An 18,979-nucleotide genomic window follows, 5' to 3' on the forward strand; every position below is an offset into this window, starting at 1 on the left:
ATTCAATGGGAAAAGCCCCTTTGCGTCAATTTCATATTATTGATAGCTTGTTAACTTCAGGTTATATCGCGTGCCCCAAAATGATCCGCCCATTGAGGAGAGTCCGATGAATTACCGTCAGGTGCAGGTGTTTAAAGCCATCATGCAGAGTGGGTCTATTACCTACGCCTCCGAGATTTTGCACGTCTCCCAGCCCGCCGTGAGCAAGACCTTGAAAACGCTGGAACAGGATCTCGGCCTGCTGCTGTTTACGCGCACCGCGAAGGGGCTTTTACCTACCGACGAGGCGCGCTCGCTTTATACCGAAGTTGAACGCGTGGCTCTCGGTTTCGAAAATCTCAAGCGTTTTGGCAAAACCTTGCAGCACATTAAGCAGGGTCGGCTGGTGATTGGCGTCATGCACACCTTTGGCCGTGAATGGATGCCGACTGCAATGGCAGAATTCAGCGCGCGGTATCAGCAAATTTCGCTGTCGCTGCTGACCGCCTCTTCCAACGACATGGCGCGGCTGGTAGGCAACGGGCAAATTGATGTCGGCATTGCGCAGGCGCGCACAGAAGATCATTCCCTGCTGCGCGACAAGCTGTTTGAGATGCAGGGGCTTATTGCCGTGCCAAGAGATCACCGGCTGGCGAAGCATCAGAAGGTGATGCCTGAGGATTTACGCGATGAAAATATTATTTCGCTCGGCGCGGGTGACGGATTGCGCCAGAATTTTGATCGCGTGATGGCGCAGGCCGGCATTGAATATAAATCGACGATTGATATTTCGCTGGGCGAGGCGCTGTGCGCGATGGTGCAGCAAGGCTGCGGAATAGGCATTGTCGATGATGAAACCGCGCGGCTTTATTCTGTAGGCAGCGCTTCCGTAGGCACCAGTGCGTCTGGCGCGGTGAAATTCATTCCCTTTCATCCGGGCGTGTCAGTGCCTATCTATCTTATTCGCGCGCGTAATCAACCTCATAATCGTTTAATCGAACTGTTTATCGATTTTATGCTCACCACACGGCGCAGATAACGTTTCATCGTATTTCAAATTACTTTTTTTAGATAAGCGTGTTTAAAGTTGGCTGCGTCATTTTGTCTGAATTGTTTGTTCTATCGAGACATGCCGCAAAAATGAGACAAGAAGCAGATTTGCTTTAACGCGCGTCCTACACTCCTTGGCAATCGACCCGAACAGCTCAATCAGACCTGACGCCAAGGAGTAAGCGCCCATGATCCCCTCAATGAGTCACGTTACCCGTAGTCACGCCACCAGCACGCCGCGGCAAATTCCTCACGTTGATGAGCCACTCGAACCGTTAACGCTGCGTCAGGTGTTGAAAGAAAGTTATATCGAGCCGGATCTCCTGCAAAATACTCGTCGAATGGGGCCGTTTTCATGGGCAGAGAGCCAACCCGTGGCGTCGCTGGGTCATCGCGTCGAGTTTATTAACGGACTCACGGCGCACGTCGTTAACAATTTGCCGCTCAGGGACACGCCTATCACGCTGGTTTCGTTAGGGTCTGGCGGCCTGCTTACTGAGCGACTCATCGACTTTCAGCTTAAGAAGGCAGGTTATGATGACATTCAATGGCGTTTAATCGATTACGATTATCAGCAAACGGGGTATACAGAGGCATTAAGCGCATTTGAAGAGAAGGTAAATGCCGAGGTGCGCCATTACGTTACCGAGCAGGATTATCTGGGCGAAGCGGGTAAAAGCGTGCCGCAACGGGCTTATTCACAGGCCAGTCTGCCGCAAGCAGCTTATTCTCAAGCCTGTCCGTCGCAAGCAAACCATGATCGCCTGCGTGGCGCGACCATTTTACTCGCCATCGATCCGCCTACCGCGCTCGACATATCGACTATCAGCGCCGCGAATTTGATGAGGTACATCACCATTCGTGGCCGACCCATTGAAGACAGCAGCAAGGCAAACGGCGTTTATCTTCTGGTTTCCAAAGTGGCGCACAATGGCAAACTTGAAAAAGCCTATCAAGGCTTGCTGACGGGCGACAAGGTAGTGGTCTCGAGCAGCGCCTTAAAACTTAAACTGGATGAGCATAATCGCTGCCAGATTGAATACGGGCTGTGCGATGACGGCGAGCAGCTTAACCAATCCGTAAAGCCGTTTATTGATCGGATGCACGATATTGCCCGGCTGCTTGAACAGCCTGTAAGCCTGGAACACGTCAGTAAGGCGCTAGAAAAGTATCTTGGTAAAATTGGCGATCAAGGGCTGAGCGGACGGCATTTCTACGTCTCTGACTATGATTTCAGCCTTGATAATCTCGATTGCTTCTTAAAGGAAGGCGTCTATCCGTATCTCTTTGGTTCGTTTGATAAAAACGAAATTAACTTTACCTAGCGGCTGTTAACACATGATAAGAGTTCTCTATACTAGAGAGTTGCCGACCCTATGTTGAACTGGAGAACCCGATTGATACCTGAACACACAACGCAGCCCGACTTTGACGCTGTCATTGACCGCCGTTCGCAACGCGCCACCAAATGGCTCGAGGTAGAACAGCTCGCTACGTCAGGTAGCGAGAAAGTGATCCCGCTGTGGATTGCCGACATGGAGTTTACGTCGCCGCAGCCCGTGCTGGCCGCTATTCGTGACGCATTGGATCACGGCGTTTTAGGTTACAGCGAATGGCCAGCAGATTTCGCGCAGGTATTCTGCCAATGGCAGGCTTCTCGGCATCAGTGGAGTATCAACCCTGAATGGCTGCTTTCCTGCCAGTCGGTGATAACGGCGCTTGACGTTATTATTCGCGCTTATAGTGAGCCTGACGACGAGGTAATCGTGCTCTCCCCAGGTTTTGGCACCTTTAACCGGGTTATCAACCACACGGGCAGAAACGTGGTTGAAGTGCCGCTGGTCGAAAACGGCTTGCAGTATCAGCTGGATGTCGCCCTCATCGAGGCAAAGCTCACCCCGCGCAGCCGAATGCTGATTCTTTGTAATCCGCATAACCCGATTGGCAAGGTATGGAAAGTTGAAGAGTTAACCCAAATTGCCGAACTTTGTCAGCGCCACGGCCTGCTGCTGATTTCTGATGACGTGCATCAAGAGCTTATCTTGGGTAATACGCGCTATACGCCCGTGGCCGCGCTGGATGAACGCTACGCGGATTTCACAATTACGTTTACGTCACCTTGCAAGACTTTCAATCTCAGCGGTTTGCCCGTCGCCCAGCTGGTGGTCAAGAATACTGAAATACGCGAAAAGCTGCGCCATGAACTTTACCAGCTGAGTGTCCACCAGCCAGACATTCTTGCCATCGCCGCCTGCGACGCGGCCTATCGTCACGGCGAAAAGTGGCTTGAAGCCCTGCTGCCTTATCTCCGTGAGAATTACGCGCTCCTCGACAACGCGCTTCAGCCAATGCGCAGCGTTTCGCTGTTCAAGCTTGAAGGCACTTATCTTGCCTGGCTGGATTTCAGAAACAGCGGATTAAACCCTTCCGAGTTGGAGCATAAACTTTTAAACGAAGCCGGGGTAAAGCTGAACAACGGATTGAAGTTCAGTGCGGCGGGCGCAGGCTTCATGCGACTCAACTTTGCGTTACCGCGTGCAGAATTGGTGAAAGTCATTGAGAGATTACAGCGCTGCTTCATTTGATAAATAGAGTTGATGAAAAGCACATAACCATTGCCATTATAAGCATTTGTGGTTGCTGGCGAGGCAGATAATAATCCGTTGATTAGCGACAGCTTTCTAGATTGAGAAAGCCTTTAACGCATGTAAAATCCTCGGAGCCAGCATGATAACTGTCAGTGGACTGAACAAGCATTTCAACCATTTTAAAGCCCTTTCAGAGGTCAATTTCAGCATCAAACGCAGTGAGGTAGTGTCGGTTATCGGCCCGTCCGGTTCTGGTAAATCCACCCTGCTGCGTTCGCTTAACCTGTTGGTCAAACCCGACAGCGGAACACTGCAAATCGGTAATCAGCAAATTCAGGCTGAAAGTCTTACACGTAAGCAAATCGCCTCCTTTCGCCGCCAAACCTCAATGGTTTTTCAGCATTACAACCTGTTCAAAAACAAGACCGCGCTGGAAAACATCACTGAAATCCTGATTTATACCCACGGTGTTAAGAAAAACGAGGCCAAAGAGCGTGGAATGGCACTGTTGGCGCAGGTGGGTTTAGCGCACAAGGCCGACGCTTATCCCGCTACCCTTTCCGGCGGCCAGCAGCAGCGCGTTGGCATTGCGCGTGCCCTAAGCGTGGAGCCGCAGGTTATTCTGCTTGATGAACCGACCTCGTCGCTTGACCCTGAAATTCGCCGCGAAGTCTTGAATCTGATTGCTTCCCTCGCCGATAAAAATCTCACCATGATGATAGTGACCCATGAGATGAGCTTTGCCCGCGACGTCTCCGACCGAATTTTCTTTATGGAACAAGGGAAAATCATTGAACAGGGCAAACCAAACCAGATTTTCACCGCCTCCACCGAAAATCGCACCCGTACGTTTCTCCATGACTTCGCCTAACTTTTATTTGCCAAATTGTTGTTTGCCAAATTGTTGTTTGCCAAATTGTTGTTTGCCAAAATCTTATTTGCTTAACACGTAGATCCAGACCCTTATATGGCGTTTAAGCCAATTTTTATCTTTTAAGAACCTAACGGAACGGCTGATTATGAATTTCGATGTTTCTTATATGCTGAGCGTTATCCCGCAAATACTCGGCTATTTACCGATTACCCTGCTTATTTCCCTGCTGTCGATTTTATTGGCTACCGTGCTGGGGCTGATTTTCGCGCTATTACTACGCATTGAAAACAGAGGCTTTGGCAGAATTGTCGTCGGTTTCGCGCATCTCTATATCTCTTTCTTTCGCGGCACGCCTGTGCTGGTGCAGCTGTTAATCATCTATTTTGGCCTGCCGCAGCTGTTTCCGGCGCTTAATTCGATGAGCGCAATAAACGCCGTGATCCTGGGTTTGAGCTTGAATACCTCGGCCTATCTGGCTGAAATATTTCGCGCCGCCATCGATTCGGTTGATAAAGGCCAGTTAGAAGCTTCGTTGGCATCCGGGCTGACACTCTCTCAGGCTTCACGACGCATTCTTTTCCCGCAGGCCTGCCGCAACGCCATTCCCGCAACCGGCAACGTTTATATCGGCCTGATAAAAAACTCTTCACTCGCTTTCACTCTGGGCGTTAGCGAACTGCTGGCCGCCGGAAAACTGGCGGCGACCGAATCCCTTAAATATTTCGAAGCCTATTTCGCCGTTGGCCTGATTTATTGGGCATTAACCATCGTGCTTAGCGAATTACAGCGTCGCCTCGAAAAATCTTTTAATAAACCCTACGTCCATTAAAAGACGTCAAAGCAGAGGAAACATGATGAAGGCTTGTAAACTGGCGCTGGTCGCCTGCTCAGTGCTGCTGCTCAACGCTTGTGACAAACCCGCCGCGCAGGTAGATGAAACGCCCATTCTGCGCGTTGGCGTGACGCCAGACGGTTATCCGCATTTCTTTAAGGATAAAGACGAAAATAAGGGCTTTAGCGTCGATATTCTCAACGCAATGGCCGAGAAAATGCACTACAAAATCCAGTGGGTGACTTCAGATTGGGTCGGCGCGCTCGGCTCGCTGGAAACGGGCAAGGTTGATACCGTCGGGAATTTTGCCGACACGCCCGAGCGCCGTAAGAAATACGATTTTACGACGCCCTATTACTATTCTGCGGCCCAGCTGGCGGTCAGCGTTAATAACACTACCATTCACGGCTTGCCGGATATGAAAGGTAAAACCGTGGCTGCGTCGCTGGGTTCAAACTTTGCCAATACGCTCAAGGAAAATGACCCGCAAAATCAAATCAAGCTAGTGCGTTTCGAAGGAGAGGATGTGATTTACAACGCCGTGGTGCAGGGAAAGGTTGATGCTTTCGTTTCAGGACAGGTCATCTTGCTCGGACAAATCAAACACAAACATCTGCCGTTAAAAGTCGTAGGCCAGCCGTTTGGCGTTAAACCTGTCGCCCTGCCATTCCGCAAAGATGCCCGTGGCGAAGCGCTGCGCAAGAAGTCAGATGCTGCCCTCCAGCAGCTGCGTGAAGACGGCACGTTGAAAAAGATCTCGGAAAAGTGGTTCGAGTATGACCTAAGCACCGATCCTGATGCTCAGATCCCGACGAAGGGGTAATTGCCTGTAATCTTCATTAACGACAATCTTGAGCAAAGCCTTTTAAAGAAGCTGTTAGGCAGTTTCAACTTAAGTTCAACCTAAGTTCAACCTAACAGCCTTCTATCGACTAAGTCGCTGGCCCTATAAATACTCAACCATTTTAGCTTTTTACAGGATTAAGCTGAGAACGAGGGATCGCAACTTCGGGCACGCCATATTTCGCCAAAATCTTCTGGTAAGTGCCGTCTTCAATCAGTGAGTTGATTGCCTCGACCCAATATTTGCCGTCTCCTGACTGTTTGCTGATCGGAATACCGGCATAGGTGGTATCAATGATGGGACCCACGCGTTTTAAATCTGACTGACTCTTCAATAACCAGCCGTTTTCGCCGGTATAGCCCAGCGTGGCGTCGGCGCGTCCGGAACGTAGCGCTAACCAGGTCGCGCCCCTGTCTGGGAATTGGCTGACAGTAATGGCTTTTTTACCTTCAGCGACACATTTTTCCGACTGTGCTTCAAACGTTTTAGTCGATGGGTGACTGGCAAGAAGCGCGATAGTTTTGCCACAGAAATCATTCAGGGTGGCGTTTTCTGCAACAGCAGACTTTTTGAGCACGATGATTTGATAACCAGCATTCACTGTCGAGGCAATATCCACTACCGATTGACGCTCAGCGGTGGCGTCTAAACCCGCCGCAAGCGCAAATTTCCCTGACTGTATGGCCGGAATGACCGCGGCAAAATCACCGCTGGTAACCTCTATTTTTGCGCCAAGTCGCGCGGCGGCAGCTGTGGCAATATCATAAAAATAGCCGCTCGGCTCACCTGCATCACTTTTATAGGACAAGGGTTCCCAGTCATACTGAATCGCCATCACCAGCGTTTTACCCACATAGGGGGAATTCGCGATAAGCGTGGGTGACGTTGCCGCCATCGCTGAAGAACCGCTGGCCACGATTGCCAAGCTACTGATAAACAATGCAACAGGTTTCATATTGAATCTCATGTTAAGGACCACGGGTGAGTAAAAGCGGCTTGACCAAAGGTGCGAGCAGCTAAGTAGCCTTCGCGCGTGGCTTCGGTAATGCCGCGCGGCGTACGTGCATCGCCAATAATTTGGGTGTGAATTCCGGCTTCAAGCAACGCGTCGTACAGAGCGTTATTGCCGCTCGGGATAAGAGAAGTCACCAACAGAGTGCTTAGTGGAAAATCGGTGAACTTTTTTGAATATGAGTTAAAGAGTCGTAGCTGGCCGCTCTCGACCATTAATTGGTGATCGGCAATAAATTCAACACCTCCGCGCGCTAGCCGTGACAATGCAGGAACGCGCACCGTGTTATTAAGGCCCTCTCCAGCGTAAGTTAACGAGGTTACAAACGTGACATTATGACCTTGTGCCAGCAAAAATTCGGCGGCGCTTAGCGCTGCACGTCCACCCCATTCGTCATAAACCAACACCTGCTGCTGGCCGCCCACTTCCTGAGCCAACGTCTCATTAATGGTATAAATAGGGCCTTCAAAAATGCCTTGCCACTCTGGTCGAATGGTTTCCAATCCGCCGGTCGCAATCACGACTGCGTCGGGTTTAAGCACCAGCAGCTTATCAAGATTGACCTCTTCGCCCAGACGCAGGTTCACACCCGAAGTGTGAAGTTCTCGTGCGAACCAATCGATAATTTTGCTTAAATCTTGCCGGTGCGGCACTTTTTCAATCAGCGTAAGCTGTCCACCCAAAGTCGGCCGCCTATCGAATAGTGTGACCTTGTGCCCTAGCAAGGCTGCCGATCGCGCAGCTTCAAGTCCGGCGGGACCCGCGCCTACCACCGCTATCGACAAAGGATTTTTGGTTATCCCGGCTTTGTTATCACGTTCATCGGCTTCACGGCCGGCAACGGGATTAAATGCGCAATGAATTGGGTTACCATCGGCGACGCGCTGCCAGCAGCCAGACTGAATGCCGACGCACGGTCGGATATCTTCGACTTTTCCACGGTGGGCTTTGCGAGGAAGGTCAGGATCCGCGACCAACTCTCGAGCCATAGTGACAACGTCACAATAACCTTCATTAATTAATTGATTAGCCAATGCAGGCGTCAATACACGACCTGCCAAAAAGATAGGCACATTTTGCTTGCCTTGATTTTTCTGACCCTGCTTCAGCTTTCTCGCAGCTTCACGCCACAACGCAGGCGGAAAACTGGCATCGGGAAGATTAGTCGCTACGCCCCAAAGGCTGGAAAAATTGCCGCCGCTAACCGAGACATAATCCAGTAAACCACTCTCTATTAACGCTAGAATCTGATCGGTGAGCTCGCTTTGCTGATCCTCCTGCGGTGACAGCTCAAGATTAACGCGCGCACCCACCACCAGCCGCTGGCCTATCCGTCGACGCACCTCGCGTAAAATCTCTAGTGCCAGCCGGTTACGACCTTCTGCATCGCCACCCCATTGGTCTTGTCGATGATTAAGCTCCGGCGAAAGAAACTGCTGCACCAAATTGCCGTGTGCAAAATGAATCTCAATGCCGTCGACGGCGGTCTCGGCAATCTGCTCGGCGGCCGCACCAAAATCATCGATCACCTGCAAAATCTCATGATGAGTCAATGCGCGAGGTACTCTTACCTTCGCGCCATATTCCCGCTGCGGCACCGCCGAAGAGGAATAAATGAGTTCATTAAAACTATTTGGCCCGATATGTGCCTGTCGGCCAGGATGATTAATTTGCACAAAAGAGAGTGCACCGTGGGCGTGTATCCGGCGCGCTAACTCATCATACTTGCCCGTCTTCGCCTCGTGGCCGACATAAAAATCGCCGACTTTGGCATTCACGGCGTTGGCCTGTGTAATCACGACTGCAGCGCCGCCCTGCGCGCGCCTTTCCTCATATGAAAGTAGGTCTTCATTATGCGTGCCGGGACCTAAACTGGTGCCGTGACCCGAATTGACAATGCGATTACGCAAGGTCAGACCGCCAACTTTTAGCGGGGTAAAGAGTGCCGTAAAGCTCGACGATCCTGATGTATGTAATTGCGAAGAGTCAGTCATAGCGGCTCGCTTGTTTGCGTGGTGCTCGTAGGCATGGATAACGAATCAGTCACTATCTGCTGAAGAAATTCACGTGTACGCGGATGTACTGAATGTTCGAGTACCTGCTCTGGCGGGCCGTATTCAATAATTGTGCCTTTATCCAGAAAGGCAACGCGATCGGCAATGCGTCGTGCGAAGCCCATTTCATGAGTAGCGATCATCATCGTGATACCCGACGATGCCAGTGAAGCAATTACCGCCAGCACTTCCCCCACTAGCTCGGGGTCAAGCGCGCTGGTTGGCTCATCGAACAAAATCAGCTGTGGTTTACGAGCCAACGCACGGGCAATGGCTACCCGTTGCTGCTGCCCGCCTGAAAGCTCACCCGGATAGGCGTCGGCCTTATGCGCTAATCCAACTTGTTGCAGCAACGCCCTTGCCTGCGCCAGATGATCTTGTTGTTTACTGAGCAGTGAAGGTGCGAGAGTTATGTTTTGCAGCACGGTAAGATGCGGAAACAGATTAAACTGTTGAAAAACAAAGCCGATTTTATCGCGCTCGCGGCGGGCAACGGCTTCTCTGGCGGTATACAACTTACCGTTCTTCACCTCAATACCCAGCGGCGCACCGTCAAACAGAATTACGCCGTGATCGAGAGTGTCCAACGTGGCTATGGTGCGCAGCAGCGTGCTTTTACCCGATCCGGAAGGGCCGATAAGACATACCACCTGACCTTTTTCGATATCCAAATCGATGCCTTTAAGCACCTGATTTTCTCCAAAACTTTTCTGCACGTTGCGCAGCCGTAAAAAAGCGGACTCTTGCGCATTAACTGTCGCTGCCTTGGATGCCGCCCTAGATGATGGGGTCGTTGTGGATAACCGTGATTGAGGAGTCGCTCTCATTTTTCACCTCCCTTTTCCGTGCGAGTTGAGGCTTTACGCTGATAACCGCGATTAAAATGTTTTTCGATTGCGTGTTGTAGCAGTGACAGCAGTGACGTGATGAATACGTACCACAGCGTGGCAACCAGCAGCAGCGGAATGATTTTATAGTTGCGGTTGTAGATAAGCTGCGCGGAATAAAGCAGCTCGGTTACCGCCACGACGGAGATAATCGACGTGCCTTTCAGGTTATCTATCAGGAGGTTGCCGAGTGCGGGAATAATGGTGCGCAGCGATTGTGGAAACACGATTTTGCGAAAGATTTGCAACTGAGAAAGGCCCAGCATGCGTGCCGCCTCCTGCTGGCCTTGCGGCACTGACAGTAAACCGCCGCGCACAAACTCCGCCGAATAAGCGACGCCGTGCATAGTCAGACCCAGAATTGAGGCGCCGAGCGCGCTGATTAGACTGTTAGTCGGAATGCTCAGCCAAGGTTCCAACCCCGGCAGCCCGATGTTTAGCGTAGGCACCAGATAGCCGATATTAAACCAGAACAGCAGCTGAACCAGCAGCGGCGTGGCGCGAAATAGCCAGATATAACACCAGGCTAAGGTCGAGATTATCGGGTTTTTCGACAGTCTCATGGTGGCAATCACCACGCCAAAAATCAGGCTTAAAAAGGTCACCAGCGCTGTAAGCCACAACGTCGTGTAAAGCCCATTTAATATTTGTTTATCAAACAGATATCGGCCAACCAGCGGCCAATCAAAAGCCTGATTCTGCGCAGACAAAATGACAAAACCAATGACCAATAGCAGCACGACAGCAGCGAGGATCCAGCGTCCAACGGGAAAGCGTTGTGCAAGGCCCTGCTGTTTCTCTAGCTCCACCAGTGCCAAAAAATCCTTCTCTTGGCGTGCTTTGTCACCTCGTGTTTTGCCAACTAAAGTGTCGATAATTAAATCATCGCGAGTAAATCCCGGCGAAAATTTGTTTGGCTGTGATGCGCGTGCGCCTTCAATCAGGCGGATATTTTTTTCTGTACCGACGTCTGACATCGCGTCCTCCAGTAGAGTCAATAGGTGCAAGGTTAGCGGGCTGGATTAATCTGCACCTTTTTCAGCGCCACCGATTCGACGCCATACTTTTGCAGAATTTTCAGATATGAGCCGTCGTCAATCAGTGCATTCACCGCGTCGGCCCAAGCCTGAGCGTGACCCGTTTGCTTGTTCACCGCAAAGCCAGACTGCCCTTCATCAAACTTCGGCCCCGTCACGCGCCAAGTGGGATCCTTTTTGATAATCCAGCCCGCTTCGCCGGTATAAACTGGCGTCAGTTCGGCCTGACCGCTTTTCACAGCCAGCCACGCAGCGGAACGCGACGGGAAAATCGCAATCTTTAGCGGCGCTTTTTTCTCGGCCACGCATTGTTCAGCCTGCTTACTTAACTCCACCAGCGTCGATTGCCCAGCCAGTGCGGCAATGCTATGTCCGCAGAGCGCCGACAGTTGCTGACCAATGTTGACCTTGCCCTGAGCGGCAGTAATAAAAGAGTACGCGGCATCAATCAGCGGGATAATATCGACCACTTTTTGCCGCTCGACCGTGGCGTCGGTGCCAAGCGCAAAGTCATAACGCCTGCTTTGCAGGCCCGGAATAAAGCTGTCAAAGGTGCCGTTTTTCACGTCGATTTTTGCATCGAGACGCTGCGCCGCCGCCGCGACAATGTCATAGAAATAGCCGCTGTTATGGCCATTTTCATCAAGGAACACCACGGGCTCATAGTCATTCTGCATAATGCCGTTGAGAGCTTTACCCTTGAGCGGTGTATCGAGCGTTTGTGCCGCGTTGACGCTGCCGAATGAAAATGAAACCAGCGCGGCGGCTAAGGTTGAATTTATTAACTTATTGTTGATGTTCATACATTTCCCGGGAAACAGTTCCACAAAAGAGTGTTAATTGTTTTTTTAATGCGATGCTTTAACGCGCATTTATCGCGAATAGGCTGCGGTCGGCTCAGCGAAGCTTCTTTCTGGATCGAAAAGCGGCCATTCACTCGCCAAATCGATTCTTCCGGTCACCGCCTGTGCTAATAGTTCGCCAAGTGCGGGAGAGAGTTTGAAGCCGTGACCCGACAGTCCGACACCCAAAAAGAGGTCCGGTTTGTCGGCGCTATTGCCTAAAATGGGGGCTTGATCAAAGGTGTAAGCTTCGGGATAAGTTGCGCCGCCAACGATGGCACGCTCTGCGCCGTTCACGGCTTCAGGTAAGATGCGGTCAATGCGCTCGATAATAGTTTCACTCAGGGCAGCTGAACCTGATACGGCGCGAACAGACGGATCTTTTTGCTCGTCGATTTCGGCATCGCCAACAAAGAATTTGAACGATTGGCCATCCGGCATGGGTTGGGTATTCCACATCGCCCGCCCCGGTGTTACGCGCATAACGGCTGGAAATTGCGCTATGTCAAAACCGCTCTTTTCCGCCAGATGAAAAGTCATGCCAAGGCGTCGAGAAGCGACGGCGGTAGCAGGCAGAATATCGCGCACCCACGCGCCTGTGGTCACAAGCACCCGATCAAAGTGAAGAACGTCGCCATTTACCTCAAGATGAATGCCCTGTTCTACTTGGGTAATTCCCGTGATTTTGGCCTTTTCATTAACGCGTGCGCCTAGGGCTTCGGCACGTCTCACGGACGACATAATCGTTTGATGAGTCAATAAAATGGCACCGGCGGGATCGTGAAGGGCAATTTCGTCAGCATCGAGATTTAAACGTGGATACCACTGAGCGATATCTTCGCGGCTTAAAACCGAGTGCGGTAAACCCTGCTGCTGCGCCGACTGTAAGCAAGCCTGAAACCACGGGCTGTCAGGCGTGCCGATAGTCAAAAATCCGCACGGATAAAACAGCGGCTGTTCTGCTTCTTGTTCAAGCTGTTGCCATAAAGCACGAGAACGCTTTAGCAAGGGCGTATAAACGTCGCCTTCACCATAGATAAACCGAAACTGACGCGTTTTGCCGCCGGAAGCGCCAAACTCATGGCCGACGCGATACTGCTCAAATCCCTCGGCTTTTATGCCGAGACGCGCGAGGGCTAATAAAGTTGCACTCCCGATTGCGCCAAGCCCAATAACGGCAATTTTTAGCTGTGACATAGAACTTCCGCTGAAGAATAAATGCTGAAACAGCAAATTAAATTTTGACTTTTAATAACGCCTTAATATCCTGCGAACACGCAGGCAATAAAAAGGATTCAAAAAAAGGACCATCACCCTTTATTTTGAACCCTCTTTATTAGCTCAGACTTTATATTTCAGTCATGCTTGATGAACTTTCATTCAATGCTTAATACTTTATTGATTTATTGATTTATTGCTAAGCTAACGTTGCTATATCATTATCTAAAATTTGTGCGTGCCTACTACTGCTGCCCATTGAGTAAACCGCAGTCACTGAAAGAGTCAAAATACTTATTTTAACTTTGTTTAGCGACTTAAGTGGTTAACGATTTGAGTAGTGAGCGATTCGTGTACCAAGCCTAACCCATATGCAGCAAGCCTCAGGCCACTAAGCCAATTCCTTTCATTCTTAAGCAATCAATGTGATTTTACATCGCCCTCGCCCTCCATTAATAATCAACTCGCCTGACCTTCTGAAGGCGCTGAATATAAACGCTTAAAGCCTTCAGCTCTCTTATCTTGAATAGTAATACCTACACGGGAAATTTATGAAGACTGCGATAGTAATACCTTCTCTTTCGGCATTAGCCTTATTAATCATTTCAGCGACTCAGCCTCTTCATGCCGCAGATAAGCCAGTTGAAGGAGGTGACCTGACGTGGGGCGTTGAAACCGAGCCTAGCACGCTAAATCCTCAATTAAATGGGCAGGACAAAACCGAACTATTATTGCGCGCCTCTTATGAGTCTTTATTCGCCCGCAAACCCGATGGCAGCTATATTCCGTGGCTGGCGAAAGCGTTTAAAGTCTCGGATGACGGCAAAACGTATACCTTTACCCTGCGCGACGATGTGAAATTCTCCAACGGAGAAAAATTTAATGCCGCCGCCGTCGCCGATAACTTCCGTCATCTGCAAGACCCTGCCTATACCGCCGGTTCCAGCTTGAGCATCTTTGGCAAACGCATCGCCGCTATCGCCACCCCTGATGAAAACACAGTAGTCATTACCCTAAACGAGGTTTACAGCCCGTTTCTGTCGTTTGCCGGCAGCTTGAAACTAATTTCACCCCAGTCCTGGCAGTCACCAAAATTAAAAGCCGGCGGCCCCGAACTTATCGGCACCGGCCCGTTTATTCTTAAACGCTATGAAAAAGGCCAGCAGATCGAGTTCGTGCGCAATCCGGACTATCACTGGGCGTCGGCCAACGCCAAACATCAGGGCCCGGCTTATCTTAATAGCGTCACCTTCCGTTTCCTGCCGGAATCTTCCGTGCGCACGGGCGCGCTGCTTTCTGGTCAGGTGGATGTTATTGAAGGGATTTCAGGCAACGACGCTAGCCAATTTAAAGATACGCCGGACTTTACCTATCAGCATGCGTTGAATACCGGCACGCCGTATTCGCTGTTCCTGAATGTGAAATATGGTCCAACGCAGGAAGTTAACGTTCGTCAGGCGCTGTTACAAGGTCTGGATATTGGCCCGCTGCTGCAATCGATTTATCGCGGCCAGCGCACCCGCGTTTGGGGGATTACCTCGCCGTTGGACCCTCTCTATGACAACAGCCTGGAAGGCAAATACGGCAATAACCCGACGCTGGCCAACAAATTGCTCGACGAAGCGGGCTGGAATACCAAAGGCAGCGACGGCATTCGCACCAAAGCTGGCCAGCCGCTGACCATCGAAATCGTGCAGGCGCAGGCCACCGTCCGCGACCAGCGCGACGTGCTGTTACAGGCCTTGCAAGCGCAGGCGCGGCAAAAATTGGGCGTCGATTTAAAGATTCGCTATGTCGACTCTGGCACCTATACCGAGGTGCGCAATAACGGCAAATTCGGCTCGATCGCCAACTCCAATACGCCGACCGACGGCATTGATATCGAAAATCACTACCTGCCAATCAATGCGGGCGGGTCGATTAACTACAGTCGCACCGATGACCCGCAGCTGCTGCCGTTATTGCAAGGCGCGTGGCAGACGCAGGACAACGCCAAGCGCAAGGCACTTTATGCGCAGCTCCAAAATATCGCCATCGTGCAGCAGGCGCTGGCGATCCCTCTTTACGAGCCTGAAGACCAGATTGCCGCGGCCAGCTATGTTCACGGCATCAGTTTCCGGCCTTTCAAACAGATGCCGGAGAACACCTACGACGTCTGGCTCAGCAAGCACTAATCGAATAGTTCACTGATTACGCGCAAGGAACGAAGTCATGTTTGAGGAAGCATACTATGTCAGTCGATAGCACCTACTCGGCGGAAAAGCAGCCCAAGGCCGCTAATTCCCGCCTGCCCATGCTGGCAAACCGCATCACGAGACGGATTTTAAGCGGCGCGCTGGTGCTGTGGGCGGCCGTGACGCTCTCTTTTATCAGCGTTTATCTGGCGCCCGGCGACATTGTCAGCCTGCTGATTGGCGAGCAGGTGCGAACGCCTGAAGTAGAAGCTGCGATCCGCGCGGAATGGGGCTTGGATCAGCCCCTTTATCAGCAATATCTGCACTATTTATGGCGCATTTTGCACGGCGATTTTGGTCGTTCATATCTGCTCAATACGGATGTGACCGCGCTGGTGTTGAACCAATTGTGGCCTACCTTGAAATTGACCGCGCTGGCGCTGGTGGTAAGTCTGGTATTTGCGGTCATCATGGCCGTGGCAACCGCCCATCGTCGATGGGGCCGCCGTATTGCGGGTTCGCTCGAGCTGCTGCTGGCCTCGACGCCGTCGTTTTGGCTCGGCATTGTGCTGCTGTTCGTATTTAGCTTTACCCTGCGCTGGTTCCCGGTCGCGGGGGATCGCAGCTTTTCGGCGCTGGTATTGCCTGCGCTTTCGTTGGGATTAGCCCAGGGCGCCGTGGTCGCACAGGTGCTGCGCCGCGGGCTGGAAGACGCGCTTGATGAACCGTTTGCCTTGACGCTGCGGGCGTGGGGCGTCGGAAATATCACCATCCGTTTACGTCACGCGCTACGCCACGCCGCGCTTCCCGCCGTCACGTTGACGGGCTGGCTGATTGGCGGGCTGCTCAGTGGCGCGGTGATTACCGAGCAGGTGTTTGGCCGTCCGGGATTGGGCAAAATTACCGTCGATGCCGTGCTGGGTAAAGATTTGCCGGTAGTGCTGGCGGTGGCGATATTCTCCGCCTTCGTTTATGTGGTGATGAGTACGCTGGTGGATATTCTCTATCTACTGATCGACCCGCGCCTGCGCGATGGCGATGCCGCCACGGAGGAGAACTGATGAGCCAGATTTTAGCGAGTATCGCCCCAAAGCGCCATTATTCAGTCGGTTACGGGCTGGCAGTGCTCTACCTGTTTTTAGTACTGCTGGCGGTTTTGCTGCCCTCCTTTATAAGTCACTACGACCCGCTGAACGCCGATCCGTTAAATTCGATGCTGCCTTCCTCGTGGCAACACTGGCTCGGCACCGACCAGCTTGGCCGCGACGTGCTGACACGCATTATTTACGGCAGCCGTTATTCGTTGCTGATCAGTCTTGCATCAATGGCTATCGCCGTCAGCGTTGGCAGCCTGCTTGGCCTGCTCGCCGGACTGGCAAAAGGCCCGCTGGACGAATTTATCAGCCGCGCCGTGGATGTTATTTCAGCCTTTCCGGACTTGCTGCTGGCGCTCATGCTGATTGCCTTCACCGGCCCCGGCACCACCAACCTGATTTTCGCGCTGGGCGTGGCATCTATTCCGCGCTTCACCCGCGTGGTTCGCGCCCAGACCTTTGTGGTGATGTCATCCGGCTACGTTGAACAAGCTAAAACCTTTGGACTGAAACGCCGCGTGTTGATTTGGCGACACGTGTTACCTCACGCCGTGGCGCACGTGCCCGCGCTGGCAACGTTGGGTTTAGGCACCGCGATTATCGGCACCGCTGGCCTGAGCTTTTTGGGGATGGGACCTCAGCCCCCGACCGCTGAATGGGGGCTGATGCTGGCGGAAGGCCGCAACTATCTGCGTAATGCCTGGTGGATTGCCGTCTGGCCGGGCGTGGCCATTACGCTGACCGTTATTTCTGTAAACACAATCGGCCGCTACTGGCAGGCCGCTTTTGAAGGAAAACAGCCATGAGCGACGCACTTTTTATCGACATTAAAAATCTCTCCGTGCGCTTTGGCGATAAAACGGTGGTCAAAGGGGTGGATTTACAGCTCAAACACGGCGAATCCTTGGCTTTCGTGGGTGAGTCCGGTTCGGGAAAAACGGTCACGGCGCGCAGTTTGATTGGCCTGCAAGACAGTAAAGCGCGGATCACTGCGGACCGGTTTTTCATCGACGGCGAGGATATGTTAAACGCCAGCCAACGACGCTGGCGCAAGATACGGGGTCGGCAGATTGGCTACGTGCTGCAAGACGCGCTGGTCTCGCTCGATCCACTCAGACAAATCGGCCAGCAGGTCAAAGATGCTCTCGCCGCTAGTCAAAGTCAGGCTAAGGGTTCGGCGCGCGAGCACGCTGTCGCCCTGCTCAAATCGGTCGGCTTTCCGGAGGCAGAAACGCGGCTGACGGCCTATCCGCACCAGCTTTCGGGCGGATTACGCCAGCGGGCGCTGATTGCCACGGCGCTGGCGGGTAAACCCAGCCTGCTCATTGCCGATGAACCGACGACCGCGCTGGATATGACGGTGCAAAAGCAGATTCTGGATCTGCTGCAAAAACGCCGCGATAACGGCCAGAGTTTGCTGCTGATCAGCCATGATTTATCAGTGGTTGGCCAACTTGCCGACCGGATTTTAGTGATGAAAAATGGGGAAGTGGTAGAGCAAGGCAGCGCTCATCAGCTGTTAAAAATGCCGCAACATCCTTACACCCAACAGCTGCTGGCGGCGGTGCCAAGCCCCGCCACGCGCGGACTAAAACTTTCCGGCGAGCGCGGCGTGCCTTTGCCCATCAAACAGATCGCCAGCGGGCAGCCGCTGCTGGAAGTCCGTGCGCTTAACAAACAGTATGCGAAGAAAACTGTGGTCAATCAGGTCAGTTTTTCACTTTCCGTGGGCGAGACGCTGGGAATTGTGGGCGAATCGGGATCGGGTAAAACCACCGTCGCGCGCATGGTGATGGGCCTGACCGAACCCACCAGCGGCACAATTACCCTGCAAGGCGAGCGTTGGAGTCAGGTGAGCGAAGCCGATCGCCGCCTGCGCCGACGCGGCATTCAGCTGATTGCGCAAGACCAGCTCAGCTCGTTTGACCCGCGTTATAACGTCGAGAAAATCATTGGCGAGAGTCTCGACAGCGTCGGGATTTTTGGTGATGAACGTCTGCGTCGCATTCGCCAACTGCTTGATGAAGTGCAGCTCGGCGACAGCTTTCTGCGGCGTTATCCGCGCGAGCTTTCAGGTGGACAGCGCCAAAGAATCGCTATTGCCCGCGCTTTTGCGCCTAATCCCGCGCTGCTGATTGCCGACGAGCCGGTCAGCGCGCTCGACGTTTCGGTGCAGGCGCAGGTGCTCGATTTACTGGCCGAAATGCAGGCCGAGCACCGAACAGCGCTGCTGTTTATTTCGCACGACCTTGGCGTAGTGCATCATCTCGCCGATCGCGTGGTAGTGATGAAAGACGGCGCGGTGGTCGAGCACGGGCCGGTCGATAACGTATTTCATCGCCCTGTGCATCCCTGGACCCGCCAGCTTATCGCCTCGCTGCCGACCTTCTAACGCGTTAACTCTTCACCCAACACCTTGCCCAAGCCTCCTTATACGTGGAGGCTTTACAAAAAACCTGTCACTCGGTAACATCCTCGCCCAGACATTAGGGTC

16 protein-coding genes are annotated in these 18,979 nt (G+C 52.3%); 10 read left to right on the top strand and 6 right to left on the bottom strand.

Annotated elements, in window-relative coordinates; translation table 11 throughout:
- Window positions 1–106: 106 nt before the first annotated feature.
- The 6 genes from SC206_RS09585 to SC206_RS09610 all read left to right on the top strand — a co-directional run bounded on the left by SC206_RS09585 (window position 107) and on the right by SC206_RS09610 (window position 6,146).
- Window positions 107–1,018 carry a LysR family transcriptional regulator gene (locus SC206_RS09585; RefSeq protein WP_332736551.1) on the top strand — a complete coding sequence of 304 codons (912 nt, stop codon included), beginning with the start codon at window positions 107–109 and terminating at the stop codon, window positions 1,016–1,018.
- A gap of 199 nt (window positions 1,019–1,217) precedes the next feature.
- The gene (locus SC206_RS09590; protein WP_332736553.1) at window positions 1,218–2,354 is read left to right on the top strand and encodes a hypothetical protein; all 1,137 of its coding nucleotides are present in this window, start codon (window positions 1,218–1,220) and stop codon (window positions 2,352–2,354) included.
- A gap of 72 nt (window positions 2,355–2,426) precedes the next feature.
- Entirely contained in the window at window positions 2,427–3,614 is a 1,188-nt protein-coding gene (locus tag SC206_RS09595) for a MalY/PatB family protein (protein ID WP_332736555.1), read from the top strand.
- Between the two features lie 142 nt (window positions 3,615–3,756).
- Window positions 3,757–4,488, top strand: a complete 732-nt coding sequence (locus tag SC206_RS09600; RefSeq protein WP_332736557.1) for an amino acid ABC transporter ATP-binding protein — start codon at window positions 3,757–3,759, stop codon at window positions 4,486–4,488.
- Between the two features lie 148 nt (window positions 4,489–4,636).
- Window positions 4,637–5,320 carry an amino acid ABC transporter permease gene (locus tag SC206_RS09605; RefSeq protein ID WP_332736559.1) on the top strand — a complete coding sequence of 228 codons (684 nt, stop codon included), beginning with the start codon at window positions 4,637–4,639 and terminating at the stop codon, window positions 5,318–5,320.
- Window positions 5,321–5,342: 22 nt separating this feature from the next.
- Window positions 5,343–6,146: a transporter substrate-binding domain-containing protein gene (locus SC206_RS09610; RefSeq protein ID WP_332736561.1), complete on the top strand. Its 804-nt coding sequence runs from the start codon at window positions 5,343–5,345 to the stop codon at window positions 6,144–6,146.
- A 142-nt stretch (window positions 6,147–6,288) separates the two neighbouring features.
- On the opposite strand, the gene SC206_RS09615 is transcribed toward SC206_RS09610, so the two are convergent.
- The 6 genes from SC206_RS09615 to SC206_RS09640 form a co-directional block, all read right to left on the bottom strand.
- Window positions 6,289–7,122, bottom strand: a complete 834-nt coding sequence (locus SC206_RS09615; protein WP_332736563.1) for a transporter substrate-binding domain-containing protein — start codon at window positions 7,120–7,122, stop codon at window positions 6,289–6,291.
- A gap of 8 nt (window positions 7,123–7,130) precedes the next feature.
- Complete coding sequence (locus tag SC206_RS09620; RefSeq protein ID WP_332736565.1) at window positions 7,131–9,173, bottom strand: oxidoreductase; 2,043 nt, start codon at window positions 9,171–9,173, stop codon at window positions 7,131–7,133.
- Window positions 9,170–10,060, bottom strand: coding sequence for an amino acid ABC transporter ATP-binding protein (locus tag SC206_RS09625; RefSeq protein ID WP_442976057.1), 891 nt, complete (start codon window positions 10,058–10,060; stop codon window positions 9,170–9,172). The genes SC206_RS09620 and SC206_RS09625 overlap by 4 nt, the downstream gene beginning before the upstream one ends.
- Window positions 10,057–11,097, bottom strand: coding sequence for an amino acid ABC transporter permease (locus SC206_RS09630; RefSeq protein WP_332736569.1), 1,041 nt, complete (start codon window positions 11,095–11,097; stop codon window positions 10,057–10,059). Before SC206_RS09630 ends, SC206_RS09625 begins: the two co-directional genes overlap by 4 nt.
- Before the next feature lie 32 nt (window positions 11,098–11,129).
- Window positions 11,130–11,960 carry a transporter substrate-binding domain-containing protein gene (locus SC206_RS09635; protein ID WP_332736571.1) on the bottom strand — a complete coding sequence of 277 codons (831 nt, stop codon included), beginning with the start codon at window positions 11,958–11,960 and terminating at the stop codon, window positions 11,130–11,132.
- A 69-nt stretch (window positions 11,961–12,029) separates the two neighbouring features.
- Window positions 12,030–13,196, bottom strand: a complete 1,167-nt coding sequence (locus tag SC206_RS09640) for an FAD-dependent oxidoreductase (protein WP_332736573.1) — start codon at window positions 13,194–13,196, stop codon at window positions 12,030–12,032.
- Window positions 13,197–13,768: 572 nt separating this feature from the next.
- Here SC206_RS09640 and SC206_RS09645 point away from each other — a divergent pair.
- From SC206_RS09645 to SC206_RS09660, 4 genes are read left to right on the top strand one after another with little or no spacing between them, the layout of a single operon-like run.
- Entirely contained in the window at window positions 13,769–15,391 is a 1,623-nt protein-coding gene (locus tag SC206_RS09645) for an ABC transporter substrate-binding protein (protein WP_332736575.1), read from the top strand.
- Between the two features lie 56 nt (window positions 15,392–15,447).
- Complete coding sequence (locus tag SC206_RS09650) at window positions 15,448–16,452, top strand: ABC transporter permease (protein ID WP_332736577.1); 1,005 nt, start codon at window positions 15,448–15,450, stop codon at window positions 16,450–16,452.
- Window positions 16,452–17,291, top strand: a complete 840-nt coding sequence (locus tag SC206_RS09655; RefSeq protein WP_332736579.1) for an ABC transporter permease — start codon at window positions 16,452–16,454, stop codon at window positions 17,289–17,291. The genes SC206_RS09650 and SC206_RS09655 overlap by 1 nt, the downstream gene beginning before the upstream one ends.
- On the top strand, window positions 17,288–18,877 hold the full coding sequence (locus SC206_RS09660) for an ABC transporter ATP-binding protein (protein WP_332736581.1): 1,590 nt from the start codon (window positions 17,288–17,290) through the stop codon (window positions 18,875–18,877). Before SC206_RS09655 ends, SC206_RS09660 begins: the two co-directional genes overlap by 4 nt.
- Window positions 18,878–18,979 lie beyond the last annotated feature (102 nt).

The sequence above is a fragment of the Rouxiella sp. T17 genome (assembly GCF_036663475.1).
Classification (GTDB): Bacteria; Pseudomonadota; Gammaproteobacteria; order Enterobacterales; family Enterobacteriaceae; genus Rouxiella.